Below are 15056 nucleotides of genomic sequence, written 5' to 3' on the forward strand. Positions count from 1 at the left end.
GGCGGACGTATCTGCGTCCTGCTGCCTTACGGGAGGATGCGCCGCATCGCCGCGGCGATGTCCTTGGCACTTTCCGGCCTTACCAGCCGCGCCACTTCCTTGCCATCCCGAAGGAAAACCAGGGTCGGCCAGAGCTTGACGCGGAACGAGCGACCCAGCGGCCGACCGCTCCCATCCTCGACCTTCACGTGATGGATGGCCGGGTAGCCGCCGAACGCTTCCTCGATCAACGGCTGGGCGCGCATGCAGTAGCCGCACCACGGGGCGCCGAACTCCAGCAGCGTGGCACCCGGCAGGGCATCGATCTCGTCGCGGGTCGGTTCGGTGGCGGCAAAGCTCCTGGTCATGCTCATCGCGGTCTGGCTCCTCGTGTGCGTGCAGATGTGCTCCCGGATGCGCACCCCGATGGGCGCAACCGGCGTGACCACCATTTTGCCAGCACAGGGGCGTCGGTGTGCGGCATCGTTTTCGTGGCTGTTCAAGCATGTCAACGGCTTTGACGGGCTCGTCGGGGTGCTGGTCTGATCTGCATCAAGCGGCCCCGGATTGCGCTCACTAATATTGATGCAATTTAAATGCATCTTTACGGATGCCATACCCAGCCGAAAGGAATTCCATGTCTCAGTCCACTGCCAACCCGCGCCTCGACCTCCGCACGATCCCGCCGCGTGACCGCCATCCGCTGATTTTCTCGACGTTTACCGGGCTTGAGGTCGGCCAGGCGCTGGAGCTAGTCAATGACCATGATCCGCGTCCGCTTCAGATGCAATTCCAGATCGAGCGTCCTGGCCAGTTCGCCTGGGACTATCTGGAACAAGGCCCCGCCACCTGGCGCGTGGCCATCAAGAAGGTTGCATCGGCCGCCAAGGCTGGTCAGTGCTGCGGCGGCTGCGGCGGCGCCTGATCACGACGGCCAAACCGTTCCCGCTCCCCATGTCAGGCGCCCGACCCGGCGCCTGTTTTCCTTTGTTCCGCCGAGTTCATGATGTCTACGTCCGATCGCTCCAGACTCCCTTTGGTCTACGCCTGCTCAGGGTGTTCCAGTGTCGCCCAACTGGCCAATGCCTTTGCCGTCCGGCTGGATCGCAGTGGCCAAGCCGAGATGTCCTGTATCAGTGGGGTGGGTGGCCGCGTGCCCGCGCTGACGCGGATCGCGCAGTCGGGGCGTCCGATTCTGGCGATCGATGGCTGTCAGCTTGCGTGCGTGAAGGCTTGTCTTGAGGGTGTCGGGGTGGTTGCCTCGCGTCACCTGGTGCTGAACCGCATGGGGGCGACCAAGCGCCAGCACGGAGAATGTACCGAGGCCGAAGAGGCGGCAACCTGGCAGAGCATCAAGCTCGCGCTCTCGGAGATCTTGCCGGTCCCCGAGAGCGTAGCGGGCAATTAGAAGCTGTTTCAGATTGAAGCGAAACGGTTCTGGCAAGGTCCCGCAACGACGCCAGAATCGTCTTGAAACGGCTTCCTAGGGCCGAGCGGCCTGGGCGAGCATGGTGGCAATCTGCTCGTCCTTTTCTTCCCAGACCTGCCCCAGCCAGCGGTGAAATTCGCCGCGGAAGGTTGCATCGCTGTTGTAGTCACCGGTGCAGAATTCCGGCGGGATCGGCAGTTCCCGGACATGCACCATCACCCTGCCAGCCTGGCCGCTGGCGAGTTGCCAGAAAGTGGGTGTGCCATCCGGATAGGCAATGCTGACATCCAGCATCGCGTGGAACTGTTCTCCCATCGCGTTGAGCGCCATGGCGAGCGAGCCAGCCTTGGGTTTGAGCAGATGGCGATACGGGGACGATTGCCCCCGATGCTTGACCGGGGTGTAGCGTGTGCCTTCCGCAAAGGTCATCACGCTGGTCGGAATCCGGGCGAACTTGGCGCACGCGCGTCGCGCGGTCTCGCGGTCCTGGTTGCGCAGTTCAGGATTCTTGCGCAGCGCGGCTTTCGAATGCCGCCGCATGAACGGGAAATCCAGCGCCCACCAGGCCAGGCCAATAACCGGCACGTAGATGAGCTGCTGCTTCAGGAAGAACTTCAGCAGCGGAATCCGCCGGTTCAATACGCGCTGAAGCACGAAGATGTCGACCCAGGAACGGTGGTTGCAGTTAACCAGATACCAACTGTCCGGGCGCAACGAACCGAGACCTTCCACGGCCCAGGGCTCACGCTGGAGCAGGCCGATCCATACGCTGTTGCAGGTAACCCAGCTTGTCGCGATGCGGTTGAGAATGGGGTCGATCAGCCGTCGCACACCGGCGAACGGCAACAGCAATTTGATCACGGCGAGCACGAACAGCGGCGTGCACCAGAAAATCGTATTCAGGGCGAGCAAGGTCAGACTGAGCGTACCCAGGAGGAAAGCAAGCAAGCGTTTCAACAGCAACTCCGGTGAGTCTCTGCACCTGTTTAGGGCGGAGGGGGCGTTTAGAGACAGGTAGAGACACCATCAAAATGATCCCGGCGTCGTTGCGCGGCCTTGACCGGTCCTGGCGGACTGTCTTTGGCCGCACCCCGAACCGGGGCCGCTCTGCTTCATTCTGCTAGCGTCTCTGCGTCAGGAGTGGGAGGGTAGCGCGGCTCCCCGCGTGAAGCCATGCGCTAAATCATGGTTTCACGACCGCATACGGGTCGCCATGCCTTCGGACATCCATGGATGAGATCCGGGCCCGACAATCAGAGCATCCACGTTAGCCATGGGCCCCAGCAGGCTCCGTCCTGCCGCTGTACCAGCCACCATGATAGCGGCCCCGAGGCCGTTGACGTCACTTGTTTTGCGCGCGACCAGCGTGACCCCGTGCGGCCCCCGGGTTGGCAGGCCCGTTCGAGGATCAAGGATGTGGTGATAGCGCTGGCCATCACGGGCAAAGCAGCGTTCATAGTCACCCGACGACGCTACGACGCCATCGGTGATCGCCAATACTCCCAGCAATCGCTCCGGCGCAAGCGGGTCGCGCAGGCCGATACGCCAGTCGCGGCCCTGAAGCCTGCCGCTGACCAGCACGTCGCCGCCGCCATTGAGCATCGCATTCGAGATGCCTCGCTGCCGCAGCACGTCCATGCCGGCCTGCAGGATCGGGAGCTTGGCAATGCCGCCCAGATCCAGCTTCATGCCGGGACGCCGCAGATAGGCGCTACCGCGCGTTGAGTCCAGAACGACGTCACGGTAGTTCACTAGTGGCCGCTCTTGCGTCAGTTCGGCTTGCCCGGGCACTTGCTCATGGCCTGGATCGAAGTTCCAGCCTTCAAACGCGCCGATCGTAATGTCGAAGGCGCCATGGCTGCGCGCGGAGACCTCGCTAGCCAACCTGAGCGCCGACATTAACTCGGGCGCGATGGGTACCGGGTGCTTGCCGGCAGCACGTGCCAGGGCACTGACCTGACTGTCCGGACGATAGCGGCTCATGATCCGTTCGAGCCTGCCCATCTCGGCGAACGCCGCGTCGATGGCCTGCGCGGCCGCATCCGCTGGCACGCCGTCGGTCACGATGTCCACCCGCGTGCCGAGCAGCCGGCGTGAGGCGTGCTGAACCGATGCATCGGCCAGTGCCGGCAGGACGAACATACCGATGGCAAGCAGCGGTGCCGCCGTCAGGCAGCGCCGCCGGGCAAGGCCGGAAGGAGAGAGCGCGTGCATGGCATCAGCGGGATTGTGCCGTCATGTAGTCCACCGCTGCCTTGACGGCGTCATCCGGCAGTGTTGTCGAGCCACCGCGCGCGGGCATCGATCCCTTGCTGCCGGTGAAGCCTTCCAGTGCGTGCTTGTAAAGCGTGTCGTTGCCCTGGGCAATGCGCGGCCCCCAGTCGGCCTTGTCGCCTGGCTTGGGTGCGCCGGCCACGCCTGCCGCGTGGCACATCGAGCAAACCGAGCCATACGTGCGCTTGCCCAGCGCGTTCTCGGGTTCACTGGTGGTGGCCGCAATAGCGGCAGGTGCGGCAGGTGCGGCGGGCGCAGCGGCCGGCGCTGGTGCCGCGGTGGCCTCGGTCGGCGCAGGTGCGGCGCTTTCCTTTTGTCCGCAGGCCGCCAGAGCAGCGCCGCAAATCAGTGTCAGCAACAGGGTCTTGATACGCATCGTTTTCTCCTTTTAGCGGGGCATCAAAGCTTCGTGAATCAACACGCTCCGCATTGTGGATGTTTTGCTCCTGCAAACATGCATTACAAATGCCTATTTTGTGATGCACATGACTTATGTCAAGCGCCTACCCCAATCGCAAGCGGAAGATCGCTCTGCCAAGAGAAGCTGAAGAACCGCAGAGGGGTCGAGATGTTGAAGAGAGACCGAGAAGGAAAAGACGGCTGGCGCGCTCGCGTCCGGCCATGTGCAATTCGATTCAAGGACCGATGATGACCAAGCAAGATTCGCCAACGACATCGCAGGACAATGCGCCCAGCGTGCTGGGGCGACGTCGCTTCATGAACACGGCGGCACTGGCCGGGCTGGCGACGGTGGTGGCCTGCACGGACAAGGGAACGCCAGCCGCGGGAGCCGCTGCACCGGCTCCGGGCGCTGCGGCGCCGGCTGCGGCCGGACACGAAATCGCGGGCCTGCACCCGAAGCCAGGTGAACTGGATACGTACTACGGTCTTTGGAGCGGCGGCCATACCGGCGATATGCGCGTGTTCGGCATGCCATCAGGCCGCGAGATTCATCGTATCCCGTGCTTCGTGCCGGATGCGCTGGTGGGCTGGGGCATTACCAATGAGTCCAGGAAGGTAATGGGCACCAAGCCGGACGGGACGCTGAAGTACACGGTGGGCGATACCCACCACGTCCACGCTTCCTACAAGGACGGCAACTACGACGGCCGCTACGCGTGGATCAACGACAAGATCAATGCGCGTCTGGCTCGCGTGCGGCTGGACTACTTCATCTGCGACAAGATCACGGAACTGCCGAACGTCCAGGGCTTCCACGGCATCTTTCCGGACAAGCGAGACCCGGTCGACCCAAAGATCAACTACACGACACGCGTGTTCTGCGGCGGCGAATTCTCGATCCCGCTGCCCAATGTGCCGACGGAAGACGGCAGCAAGTACCACTCGCTTTTCACCTGTGTCGATGCCGAGACCATGGAGGTGCGTTGGCAGGTGCTGATCGACGGCAACTGCGATCTGGTCGCGACGTCGTATGACGGCAAGCTGGCCGCCACCAACCAGTACAACACCGAGATGGGCGTGCACTACGAGGACATGATGTCCGCCGAGCGCGATGCGTGCCTGTTCTTCAACGTCGCCCGCATCGAGGAGGCCGTCAAGGCCGGCAAGTTCAAGACCATCGGTGATTCCAAGGTTCCGGTCGTGGATGGCACCCGCGCCAGCAACCAGGAGGCGACGAAGGCGCTGACCGCCTACGTGTCGGTGCCGAAGAACCCGCACGGCGTGAATGCAAGCCCGGATCAGAAGTACTTCATCTGCTCCGGCAAGCTCTCGCCTACCGCCACTGTGATCGACGTTTCGCGCGTGCTGGAGTGGTTCGACGGCAAGCTTGCCAAGATCGACGACGCCATCGTGGCCGAGGTCGAACTGGGCCTGGGGCCGCTCCACACGGCATTCGACGGACGCGGCAATGCCTTCACCACGCTGTTCCTCGACAGCCAGATCGTGAAGTGGAACGTCGACGCGGCCATCAAGTTCCACAATGGCGACAAGAACGCCAAGTATGTGGTGGACCGGCTCGATGTTCAGTATCAACCGGGCCACCTGAATGCGTCGCAATCGGAGACGGTTGCCGCCGACGGCAAGTTCCTGGCGGTTGGCTGCAAGTTTTCCAAGGATCGCTTCCTGCCGGTTGGACCGTTGCACCCTGAGAACGAGCAGTTCATCGACATCTCCGGCGAGAAGATGGTGCTGCTGCAGGATCATCCGGTTCGTCCGGAGCCGCACGATTTCATCATCTTCAAGCGCGAGCTGCTGCACCCGAAGCAGGTCTACGCGCTGGACGATTTCCCGCTGGCCATCAAGGATCCGAAAGAGTCTGGCGTGTTCCGCAATGGCAAGAAGGTGACGGTGAAGATCACGTCTCAGGCGCCGGCGTTCAGTCTGCGCGAGTTCAAGCTCAAGAAGGGCGACGAGGTGACGCTGATCCTTACCAATCTCGACAAGATCGAGGATCTGACGCACGGCTTCGCCATACCGAAGTACAACGTCAATTTCATCGTCAATCCGCAGGAAACCGCGTCGGTAACGTTCGTTGCCGACAAGCCAGGCGTGTTCTGGTGCTACTGCACGCATTTCTGCCATGCACTGCATCTCGAAATGCGCAGTCGCATGATTGTTGAAGCCTGACTCTGACAGGAGGCGCGCGTGTGCCGGATTTCGGCACACGCGACGATGAAGCACGATGCAGTCCGGTAATCAGGAGTTCGCGGCCAAGTTGGCCGCATTTTTTCTGCTGCTGTTCCTGTGCATGCAGACCGCGTTGGCGGATCACGCCGCCTATGAGGCCGCGTTGCCGCCTAATCTGGGCGAAGCCAGGGATATGTGCGCCCTTGTGCCATGCGCCGACGTGTTTCCCGGCGCCGTGCGCTTTTCGGAGCGCAAGGGGCAGCCGCCGTATGTGGAAGCCTACGGTCCCGAGCACGATGGCAAGACGCCGTTGCTGGGCTATGTGATGCTGTCCACCGATATCACCGACATCCCGGCGTACTCGGGCAAGCCGGTGGTGACGCTGATCGGCATGGATACGCAGGGGCACTATGTCGGCATCAAGGTACTGAAGCACTCGGAGCCGATCCTGCTGCTGGGGATTCCGGAATCCGCGTTGCTGAATTTCAACAAGCAGTACATCGGGAAGTCGGTCAAGGACAAGATCGAAGTGGGGCAGTCGCGGCCCGACGAGGGCGTGCTTGGGGTCGATGCGATTTCCGGGGCGACCGTGACCGTGATCGCCCAGAACCAGGTGCTGACCACCGCCACGGCAGCCGTGGCGCGTGAGGTCGGCATCCTTGAGCAGACACGACGCGAACCGGCGCGGTACGCCGTGACCGGCAAGCCCATGAGCTGGGCCGATGCCGTCAAGCAAGGCGGCGTGCAGCGGTTGCTGATCCGGCCTGAACAGCTTGGACTGGAACGCGCTTCGGAGCCGTTTATCGAACTCTGGTTTGGCGATCTCAACCATCCTGACCTGGGCGCGAGCCTGCTCGGCCGGTTGGCATGGAACAACCTGCATTCGCAACTCAAGCCTGACGAGCACGCGATCTTCGTGATCCGGACGGCGGGCGCGGCGTCGTTCAAGGGATCTGGGTTCGTGCGCGGCGGCATCTACGATCGCATCCAGATCAAGCAGGGGGCCGACTCGTTCACATTCCGAGATTCGGACTACCTGAACCTGTATGGACTGGAGGCCCAAGGCGCGCCTGCCTATACCGAATCAGCAATCTTCATCATCCGTTCGCCGGCATTCTCTTCGGCGTATCCGTGGAAGCTGTCGTTCCTGGGCAACAGGGTCGATCGCGCGTCAGGCGTGCGCAGCTTCGTCACGTTCGATGCGCCGTACTGGATGCCCGACAAGCTGCTTCAGGATGGTCGTCCGCGCATCGAGGAACCGGAGGCGCCCTGGCGTCGCATCTGGCGCGCGCGTGCAATCGAGATCGCACTGTTCGTGGCCCTGCTGCTGGTGGTCGGGGTGGTGTATGTCATGCGTGAGCGGTTGACACGCCGTTCGACCCACAAGAACAAATGGCCGGTTAACCTCTTCAAGTACAGCGCGTGGGCCTTGAGCATCGGGTTTGTTGGCTTCGGCGCGATGGCGCAGCCCTCGATCACGCAGGTGCTGACGTGGTTCCACGCGTTGTTGTTCCAGTGGACCTGGTCGTTGTTCCTGACCGACCCGTTCATCTTCTGCTTCTGGATCTTCATCATCCTGACGGTGTTCCTGTTCGGACGGGGCCTGTTCTGCGGCTGGCTGTGCCCGTTCGGATCGTTGTCAGAGGCCATCCACAAGATTGGCGGCCGGATCGGCTTCAAACGCTGGCAGCGGCCGTTGCCGCGGGCCTGGCACGACCGGCTGAAGTGGTTGAAGTACGTCATCTTCTTCGGTTTGCTGACGGTGTCGGTGTTCTCCATGGGGCTGGCAGAGAAGCTCGCGGAGGTGGAGCCGTTCAAGACGACGTTCCTTGTGGGCATCAGCAACCGGGCCTGGCCGTACGGGCTGTTCGTCTGCGCGTTGCTCGGGCTGTCACTGTTCATCGAGCGGCCGTACTGCAAGTACATCTGCCCGCTCGGCGCGGCGCTGGCCATGCCGAGTACCTTCCGCTGGTTCGGCCTGCGTCGCAAGCAGGACTGCAATAGCTGCAAGGCATGCGCGGTTGGTTGCGGCTCGCAGGCGATCGACGCGGATGGCCGTATCGATCACCGTGAATGCCTGCATTGCCTGGATTGCATGGTGCTGTACACCGACGTCAAGGGCTGCCCGCCGCTGGCCAAGGAGCGCAAGCGGCGCGAGCGGGACGGCCTGGAGATCACGCCGATCGGCCTGGATGGCTATTACATTCCGATCCAGCCAGTGCCCATGAACCCGCGCGTTGCGCAAGGGCCGGACCCGCGCATGCAGACCGACCGCGTGTCCCCGCAGGGGCGCGATGGGGCTCGTGGTGCGTATTGGCTCCTGCTGGAACTGCGCGACCACCTCTGGCCATGGAGCAGCGACGGCTGGGCATCGGCCCGTGCCTTGCAGATTGCCGGGATCTCGCTTGCGCTGGCGGCCAGCGTGGCGTGGGTGCTGGCTGCCATGGGGCAGATGTCGTCGGGCGCCATCATCGCGTGGTGGTTCGGCTGGAGCGTCTACGAGGTGCTGATTCGCTTGTCTGGCAAACGGTACGTCAAGGATGGCCCGTGGTGGCGTTCCAACTACCGGCGCGCGACCTTGATGGACATGCTCAGCTACGTCGGATTCAAGAACCTGCTGATTGGCGCCGCGTTGTTCCTGATGCTGAAGGCGCTTGGGTTGCTCCAGATATGAAGTGGGTCCCGATTCTGATTCTTCTCGCGGGATGGCTGACGGGCGCGCAGGCCGCAACCGTGCGGGTCGCGCCCGGGCGGCCGCTTCAGGCGGCGATCGATGCGGCCCGGCCCGGCGACGTGCTGGAGATCGAGCGCGCCACGTACACGGGCAACTTCGTGGTCGGCAAGGCCCTGACGCTGCGCGGGGTGGATCGTCCGACGATCAGCGGCGGCCAGCACGGGGACACCTTGCGCGTCACCGCGCCGGACGTCGTCATCGAGGGATTGATCGTGCGCGATTCCGGAGACAGCCTGAAGGACCAGAACGCCGGCATCAATATCCTGCCGGGGGCGCACCGCGCCGTGGTGCGGCATTGCGACCTGACCTACAACCTGTTCGGCCTGTGGATCGAAAAGGCGGATGACGTGCGCGTCGAAGGCAATACCATCACCGGCAAGCGCGACTACAACTCCGCGCAGCGCGGCAATGGCGTACAGCTCTACAACACCAAAGGCGCCCGCATTATCGACAACAACATCAGCTTTGTGCGCGATGCGCTCTACGTCGATGTGTCGCACCACGCGATCTTCAAGGGAAACCGGCTGCACCATAGCCGCTACGGCACGCACTACATGAACTCCTACTACAACCTGTGGGAGGACAACGACAGCTATAACAATCGCGGCGGGCTGGCGTTGATGGAGGTGCGCGACCAGGTCGTGCGCAATAACCGGACCTGGGGCAATGCCGACCACGGCATCATGCTGCGCACGCTGCAGGACTCGCGCGTGGAGAACAACGTCGTTGCCGACAATGACCGTGGGTTCTTCATCTACGACGTCGAATACACGGAGTTGCGCGGCAATCTGGTCATCGGCAATCAGGTTGGCGTCCACCTTTCGGCTGGATCAACGCGCAACGTGGTGCAGGGCAACGACTTCATCGGCAACCGGGAACAGGTGCGCTATCTGGGCGCGCGCGATGAACCCTGGGGCGGGCGCAAACCGTCGGAACGCGACCAGGGCAATTTCTGGAGCGACTACCTCGGCTGGGACCGCGATGGCGATGGCATTGGCGATCTGCCCTATGAGGCCAGCGATGTCGTCGACCGCCTGATCTGGCGTCATCCGGGTGTCCAGTTGCTACTGGCCAGCCCTGCCGTGCAGGCACTGCGCTTCGTGAGCCGGCAGTTCCCCGTTCTGCGCGTGCCGACCGTCGTCGACGCCTATCCGCGGGCGCAGCCCGTCAACAAGAATTGGAGTACCTGGCGTGACAGAGCACACTCACGTTGAAGGGCAGGCCGCCATCGCGCTGCGTGGCGTTTGCAAGGACTATGGCGCTGTCCGGGCCGTCGACGACGTCGATCTGGAAATCGGTTACGGCGAACTGTTCGGGTTGATCGGCCACAACGGCGCGGGCAAGAGCACCTTGTTCAGGATGATGCTGGGCCTGATCGCTGCCAGCGAAGGCGATATTCGCGTCGCCGGGGCATCCGTGGGCGGGGCCGCGTTCAGGGCCGCGCGCCGCCAGATCGGCTATCTGCCGGAGAATCTGGTGCTCTACGACAACCTGAGCGGACTCGAGACGCTGCGTTTCTTCGGCCGGATGAAAGGGGCGCCATTGGCGGATTGCGAGCCGCTGCTCGCGCGCGTAGGGCTGGCTGGCGCGGCGGAGAAACCGGTGCGGGCCTATTCGAAGGGCATGCGACAGCGGCTCGGCTTCGCGCAGGCGCTGCTGGGGTCGCCGCGCGTTGTTTTTCTCGACGAGCCCACCAATGGGCTGGATCCGGCGGCCATTCACGACTTCTACGCCATGCTCCAGGCGCTGCGCGAGCAGGGCGTCACCATCGTGATCACTTCCCACATTCTGGCGGAGTTGCAGCAACGGATCGATCGCCTTGCGATCATGGGCAACGGCCGCATCCTGGCCGTGGGCAGCGTGGCCGAGTTGCGCCGGCAGCTGGATCTGCCGGTGACGCTGGCATTGCGCGTCGAGCGCGGCGCGCGTGCCGCGTTGTGGCAGCACTTTGCGCCACTGCGCGCGCAGGGCGTCGAACTCGAGAACGGGCGCGCCGAGCATGAGCTGATCCTGCGTTGCAGGCGGTCTCTCAAGATGCAGGTCCTGGCGGCGCTGCATCCCATGGGCGGGCGTCTGCTCGATCTGCAAATCCAGGAGCCGACGCTGGAAGACGTGTTCTTCGGATTGAAGGAGGCGGCGTGATGGCTATCGAGTGCAGACAGGTGGCCACCCTCGCGGCCAAGGAGTTGCGCGATCGCCTGCGTAATCGCTGGGTACTGGCGGTGGCCACGGTGTTCGCGGTGTTCTCGCTGGTGATCTGCTACTTCGGTGGCGCCGAGCAAGGGACGCTAGGGCCGCGCTCGCTGGAGTTCGTCATCACCAGCCTGGTCAGCCTGGTCATCTACCTGATCCCGATGATTGCGCTACTACTTGGGTTCGACGCCGTGGTGGGCGAGCGCGAGCGCGGCTCGCTGGACCTGTTGCTGGCCCTGCCGGTGACGCGGTTCGAAGTGTTGCTCGGCAAATACCTTGGGTTGGCGGTGGCGCTTACGCTTTCCACGCTGGCCGGATTCGCGCTGATGGTCGTATTGCTCTGGCAACAGTTTGGCTGGGTCGGGCTGTACCACGCATTTGGCTTCGTGGTCAGTTCGATATTGCTGGGGCTGGTGTTTCTCAGCCTGTCGCTGCTGATCTCGGTCGCCAGCCGAGACCGCACGCGCGCGTCCGGAGCCGCCATCGGCCTGTGGTTCGGCTTTGTACTGGTGTTCGACCTGCTGATGCTCGGCTTGCTGGTAGCCAGCGGTGGCAGCTTCGGCGGCGAGGCGCTGGCGTACGTGCTGCTCCTCAATCCGACCGATATTTTCCGCATTCTCAACGTGTTCTCGCTGGAGCAATTGCGCGGCCTGCAGGGTCTGGTCAGCATCGTTCCGCCCGCCTTGGGTAACCCCTGGGCCATGGGCGGCGCGATGCTGGGCTGGATCGCGGCCCCGCTGGCGCTGGCTGCCTGGAGATTTCGACTATGAACCACGATCGTCGCCGCCTTCTGGTGGTTGCCCTGGCCGGGTCGGCCGGCCTGCTCGCCATGGCTGCGTGCAGCAAGCAAACCGACACCACCATCGCCCCGGTGGAGATCGACGCCGCCACGTCCTGTGACCTCGATGGCATGCTGCTGGGCGACTACCCAGGTCCGAAGGCCCAGCTTTACTACACCGGAGATGCGCGGCCGCACTGGTGTTGCGACACGGTTGAGATGTTCAACACCTTGCTGCGGCCGGAGCAGGCAAGGCCCATTCGCGCCGTGTTCGTGCAGGATATGGCGAAGGCCGACTGGGAGCGCCCCCGCGGCAACTGGTTCGATGCCCGGACTGGCTTCTATGTCCAGGGCAGCAAGCGTCATGGCTCGATGGGCCCGACGCTTGCCAGTTTCCAGCAGGAGGCCGATGCCCGCACCTTCGTGGGGCAATATGGCGGCAAGATGCTGCGGTTCGCGGAAGTCACGCCCGAGATGGTTGACCTTAGCGGCGGGGCACTGCACGACAAGCGGATGTAGCCGTGCGCGTTCTCCGTCTTGCGCTATTGCTGACGTTGGTGCTGGGAGCCATGGGTTGGTACGTCTTCCACGCAAGGGTTCGTGCCAATCCGCAGGTACCCACGGATATCTGCTTTGTCGCTCCAGCCACGCCCTATGACCCAGCGTCCGGCATCGCACCTGACGCCCCGCGCGCCGTTCCAACCAACGCGCGGTGCCCTGTGTGCGGCGCCTTCCCTTCGCGGGTGCCAGAATGGGCCGCGCAGGTGATCTTTGCCGACGGCGATGCCTATTTCTTCGATTCGCCGCTGAGCCTTTTCATTTACCTGCGCAACCTGCCACGATATGCGCCCAGCCGAACCGCCAGCGAGATTGCCGCGAGCTATGTGCGTGCGACCGAGGGCGGTCAATGGATCGCCACCAACGAGGCGGTCTACGTGCGGGGCTCGTCGGTTCCGGGGCCGATGCGTCAGGGCAACTTGCCGGCGTTCGAGGACGTGATGGCAGCCCGGCACTTCATTTCACGCCACGGCGGCACCGTCTTGCGTTCGCCTGATATCACCGTGCAACTGTTGCAGGACCTGGCGCCGACCATGCATCGGGCCGACCATGCGTAGCGCGGTCGGTGCCCGGCGAACGCCAGGGTTCTTTGCGTAGGCCCGGTTGTGGCCGCGAAATTGACGGGCGGAGCGTGAACCGGGCACCTAAGATGAATAGCTATCCGACCTGGAGCGGTGCCGATGGGCCATCTCAAGATCGCGACGTTCAATATCAACGGCATCCACGCGCGGCTGCCGTCGCTGCTGGCATGGCTGGAGCGTGAGCAGCCCGACGTGGCCTGTCTGCAGGAACTCAAGGCCGTGGACGAATCATTTCCGGTGGCGGAACTCCACGCGGCGGGCTACGGCGCAGTCTGGCAGGGGCAGAAATCATGGAATGGCGTGGCGATCCTCGCAAAAGGGTCGGATCCGGTCGAAGTGCGGCGCGGTCTGCCAGGGGATGCTGCTGACACGCAGAGCCGCTATATCGAGGCCGCCGTTGCAGGCGTGCTGGTGGCGTGCCTCTACCTGCCGAACGGCAATCCCCAGCCAGGGCCGAAGTTCGAATACAAGCTGGCCTGGTTCGAACGTTTGATTCGACACGCAAGCACGCTCTACGCCAGCGGCCACCCGATGGTACTGGCCGGCGATTTCAACGTGGTGCCGACCGACGACGACATCTACAATCCGCGCTCCTGGCTCAAGGACGCACTGTTGCAGCCGGCGTCTCGCGAATGCTATCAACAGTTGCTGGAGCAGGGATGGACCGATGCGCTACGCACACGCTATCCCGACACCCGGATCTATACGTTCTGGGACTACTTTCGTCAGCACTGGCAGAAGGACTCGGGTTTGCGCATCGATCATCTGCTGCTGAGCCGAGGTCTGGCGCAGCACATGCGTGATGCGGGCGTCGACAAATGGGTGCGTGGCGAGCCGCACGCGAGCGATCATGCGCCGGCGTGGGTGGAAATAGAAATGGGGGCGGAAGCGAAAACGAAAACAACGCCCGCCGCGAGAGCAAGACGGCGGGCGCCGGGCGCGTGATGCGCCGAAAACGGTAATGCCAGGCCTAGGCGGCTACGGCTTCGTGTTCCTCGATGGCGCACATCGAGCCGCCAACGGCGCCAATCAGCATATTCGCTGCGGCGTCGATTCGATCATTCGAGCCGGACATCCGCGCGGTGATCAGTCCGTTCTGGATCGCGCCATAAAGCACCTTGGCCAGTAGCTGGGGCGGCACCGGGTACTGCTGGCCGCGTTCTGCCTCGGCGCGGCGCAGCATGTCGGCGATAAAGTTCTCGTTCGCCTGGAAATGCTCCTGCAGCAGCGCGCGAACCGCTTGCGGCAGGACCATCACCTCCGCGGCCAACATGCCGATCAGACAGATCTGCCCAAGGTCGATGCCATTGCTCAGCGGCAGCACATACTTCCGCGCCTGTTCGATCAATGGAAGCGAGGTGTCGATCGCCGCGAGGCGGGCCACCGACGTTTGGCGGTACTGACGTACCACTTCCAGCACCAGATCGTCCTTGGACGGGAAGTAGTAGTGAATGCTCGAGGTCTTCACGCCCACCAGCTCCGCGAGGTCGCGATAGCTGAAGCCGTTATAGCCACGCCGTCGCATCAGCACCGAAGCGTGTTCAAGCAGTTGTTCGCGTACGGACGACGTTTTCATGGCGACTGTCCCCAACTTTCGCTTTCGCAGGGGACCCTCCGATTTTCGCTATCTCAGATCGACAGCGACTTTGCAACGAGCGAGACAAGGGCGCCGCTGCCAAGGGCCAGCATCACCCATCCACCCAGAATCAGGGCACTGTCACGCAGACTCATGATGACACTCCAGATGTTGGTGTCGGCCACCGGCGCGGCACGTGTACCGCGTCGGTGGCCTGATCTGTATTAGGCGTTTGCGCCTTCGGTGTACGGGTCGAACTTGCCGGTGCGGGCACCGTCGTAGTACGGATCAACCTTGCGGGCCGGTTCGCTCGAGACACCGGTGCGATCCAGGCCGGCGACCATGCGGGCACCGTCGGTGTACGG

At 63.3% G+C, this 15056-nt stretch carries 16 protein-coding genes and 1 pseudogene; 11 read left to right on the forward strand and 6 right to left on the reverse strand.

Annotated elements, in window-relative coordinates; genetic code table 11:
* Positions 1-26 precede the first annotated feature (26 nt).
* On the reverse strand, positions 27-353 hold the full coding sequence (locus RN01_RS20175) for a thioredoxin family protein (RefSeq protein WP_024570521.1): 327 nt from the start codon (positions 351-353) through the stop codon (positions 27-29).
* Between RN01_RS20175 and RN01_RS20180 the strand changes: the two genes are divergently transcribed.
* From RN01_RS20180 to RN01_RS20190, 3 genes are all read left to right on the forward strand, one after another.
* Positions 346-525 (forward strand): hypothetical protein, encoded by a 180-nt coding sequence (locus RN01_RS20180; RefSeq protein WP_017511852.1) that lies wholly within the window; start codon positions 346-348, stop codon positions 523-525. The genes RN01_RS20175 and RN01_RS20180 overlap by 8 nt on opposite strands.
* 91 nt (positions 526-616) lie before the next feature.
* On the forward strand, positions 617-904 hold the full coding sequence (locus tag RN01_RS20185; protein ID WP_017511851.1) for a DUF2249 domain-containing protein: 288 nt from the start codon (positions 617-619) through the stop codon (positions 902-904).
* Between the two features lie 81 nt (positions 905-985).
* Positions 986-1387, forward strand: a complete 402-nt coding sequence (locus RN01_RS20190) for a putative zinc-binding protein (RefSeq protein ID WP_024570522.1) — start codon at positions 986-988, stop codon at positions 1385-1387.
* Positions 1388-1462: 75 nt separating this feature from the next.
* Here RN01_RS20190 and RN01_RS20195 read toward each other — a convergent pair whose 3' ends face one another.
* From RN01_RS20195 to RN01_RS20205, 3 genes are all read right to left on the reverse strand, one after another.
* Positions 1463-2365: an acyltransferase gene (locus RN01_RS20195; protein WP_017511849.1), complete on the reverse strand. Its 903-nt coding sequence runs from the start codon at positions 2363-2365 to the stop codon at positions 1463-1465.
* A gap of 234 nt (positions 2366-2599) precedes the next feature.
* Positions 2600-3622 carry an FAD:protein FMN transferase gene (locus RN01_RS20200; protein WP_017511848.1) on the reverse strand — a complete coding sequence of 341 codons (1023 nt, stop codon included), beginning with the start codon at positions 3620-3622 and terminating at the stop codon, positions 2600-2602.
* A gap of 4 nt (positions 3623-3626) precedes the next feature.
* Entirely contained in the window at positions 3627-4058 is a 432-nt protein-coding gene (locus tag RN01_RS20205; protein WP_017511847.1) for a cytochrome c5 family protein, read from the reverse strand.
* A 269-nt stretch (positions 4059-4327) separates the two neighbouring features.
* On the opposite strand from RN01_RS20205, the gene nosZ reads away from it, so the two are divergent.
* The 8 genes from nosZ (at position 4328) to xth (ending at position 14060) form a co-directional block, all read left to right on the forward strand.
* The gene (gene nosZ, locus RN01_RS20210; protein ID WP_024570524.1) at positions 4328-6271 is read left to right on the forward strand and encodes a TAT-dependent nitrous-oxide reductase; all 1944 of its coding nucleotides are present in this window, start codon (positions 4328-4330) and stop codon (positions 6269-6271) included.
* 55 nt (positions 6272-6326) lie between these two features.
* Complete coding sequence (locus tag RN01_RS20215) at positions 6327-8945, forward strand: NosR/NirI family protein (RefSeq protein WP_017511845.1); 2619 nt, start codon at positions 6327-6329, stop codon at positions 8943-8945.
* A complete protein-coding gene (locus RN01_RS20220; protein ID WP_017511844.1) occupies positions 8942-10219 on the forward strand; it encodes a nitrous oxide reductase family maturation protein NosD in 1278 nt (425 codons plus the stop codon). Before RN01_RS20215 ends, RN01_RS20220 begins: the two co-directional genes overlap by 4 nt.
* The gene (locus tag RN01_RS20225) at positions 10197-11147 is read left to right on the forward strand and encodes an ABC transporter ATP-binding protein (protein WP_024570525.1); all 951 of its coding nucleotides are present in this window, start codon (positions 10197-10199) and stop codon (positions 11145-11147) included. Before RN01_RS20220 ends, RN01_RS20225 begins: the two co-directional genes overlap by 23 nt.
* On the forward strand, positions 11147-11968 hold the full coding sequence (locus tag RN01_RS20230; protein WP_017511842.1) for an ABC transporter permease: 822 nt from the start codon (positions 11147-11149) through the stop codon (positions 11966-11968). Before RN01_RS20225 ends, RN01_RS20230 begins: the two co-directional genes overlap by 1 nt.
* Positions 11965-12495, forward strand: a complete 531-nt coding sequence (locus tag RN01_RS20235; protein ID WP_017511841.1) for a nitrous oxide reductase accessory protein NosL — start codon at positions 11965-11967, stop codon at positions 12493-12495. The genes RN01_RS20230 and RN01_RS20235 overlap by 4 nt, the downstream gene beginning before the upstream one ends.
* 50 nt (positions 12496-12545) lie before the next feature.
* The gene (locus RN01_RS20240; protein WP_051068956.1) at positions 12546-13091 is read left to right on the forward strand and encodes a nitrous oxide reductase accessory protein NosL; all 546 of its coding nucleotides are present in this window, start codon (positions 12546-12548) and stop codon (positions 13089-13091) included.
* Positions 13092-13214: 123 nt separating this feature from the next.
* Positions 13215-14060 (forward strand): exodeoxyribonuclease III, encoded by an 846-nt coding sequence (gene xth, locus RN01_RS20245; protein WP_017511839.1) that lies wholly within the window; start codon positions 13215-13217, stop codon positions 14058-14060.
* Positions 14061-14085: 25 nt separating this feature from the next.
* Here xth and RN01_RS20250 read toward each other — a convergent pair whose 3' ends face one another.
* Positions 14086-14691, reverse strand: coding sequence for a TetR/AcrR family transcriptional regulator (locus RN01_RS20250; protein WP_011519330.1), 606 nt, complete (start codon positions 14689-14691; stop codon positions 14086-14088).
* 224 nt (positions 14692-14915) lie between these two features.
* Positions 14916-15056: pseudogene (locus tag RN01_RS34360) on the reverse strand (copper resistance protein CopQ); the annotation flags it as partial.

Origin of the sequence: Cupriavidus sp. SHE (assembly GCF_000812445.1) — a bacterium.
In the GTDB taxonomy this organism is placed as follows: Bacteria; Pseudomonadota; Gammaproteobacteria; order Burkholderiales; family Burkholderiaceae; genus Cupriavidus; species Cupriavidus metallidurans.

What these genes read in the sequence shown, in the direction of transcription:
- RN01_RS20180 (WP_017511852.1), top strand. Translation starts at nt 346, where the DNA reads ATGCTCATCGCGGTCTGGCTCCTCGTGTGCGTGCAGATGTGCTCCCGG.
- RN01_RS20175 (WP_024570521.1), bottom strand. Translation starts at nt 353, where the DNA reads ATGAGCATGACCAGGAGCTTTGCCGCCACCGAACCGACCCGCGACGAG.
- RN01_RS20185 (WP_017511851.1), top strand. Translation starts at nt 617, where the DNA reads ATGTCTCAGTCCACTGCCAACCCGCGCCTCGACCTCCGCACGATCCCG.
- RN01_RS20190 (WP_024570522.1), top strand. Translation starts at nt 986, where the DNA reads ATGTCTACGTCCGATCGCTCCAGACTCCCTTTGGTCTACGCCTGCTCA.
- RN01_RS20200 (WP_017511848.1), bottom strand. Translation starts at nt 3,622, where the DNA reads ATGCACGCGCTCTCTCCTTCCGGCCTTGCCCGGCGGCGCTGCCTGACG.
- RN01_RS20205 (WP_017511847.1), bottom strand. Translation starts at nt 4,058, where the DNA reads ATGCGTATCAAGACCCTGTTGCTGACACTGATTTGCGGCGCTGCTCTG.
- nosZ (WP_024570524.1), top strand. Translation starts at nt 4,328, where the DNA reads ATGATGACCAAGCAAGATTCGCCAACGACATCGCAGGACAATGCGCCC.
- RN01_RS20215 (WP_017511845.1), top strand. Translation starts at nt 6,327, where the DNA reads ATGCAGTCCGGTAATCAGGAGTTCGCGGCCAAGTTGGCCGCATTTTTT.
- RN01_RS20220 (WP_017511844.1), top strand. Translation starts at nt 8,942, where the DNA reads ATGAAGTGGGTCCCGATTCTGATTCTTCTCGCGGGATGGCTGACGGGC.
- RN01_RS20230 (WP_017511842.1), top strand. Translation starts at nt 11,147, where the DNA reads ATGGCTATCGAGTGCAGACAGGTGGCCACCCTCGCGGCCAAGGAGTTG.
- RN01_RS20235 (WP_017511841.1), top strand. Translation starts at nt 11,965, where the DNA reads ATGAACCACGATCGTCGCCGCCTTCTGGTGGTTGCCCTGGCCGGGTCG.
- RN01_RS20240 (WP_051068956.1), top strand. Translation starts at nt 12,546, where the DNA reads ATGGGTTGGTACGTCTTCCACGCAAGGGTTCGTGCCAATCCGCAGGTA.
- xth (WP_017511839.1), top strand. Translation starts at nt 13,215, where the DNA reads ATGGGCCATCTCAAGATCGCGACGTTCAATATCAACGGCATCCACGCG.
- RN01_RS20250 (WP_011519330.1), bottom strand. Translation starts at nt 14,691, where the DNA reads ATGAAAACGTCGTCCGTACGCGAACAACTGCTTGAACACGCTTCGGTG.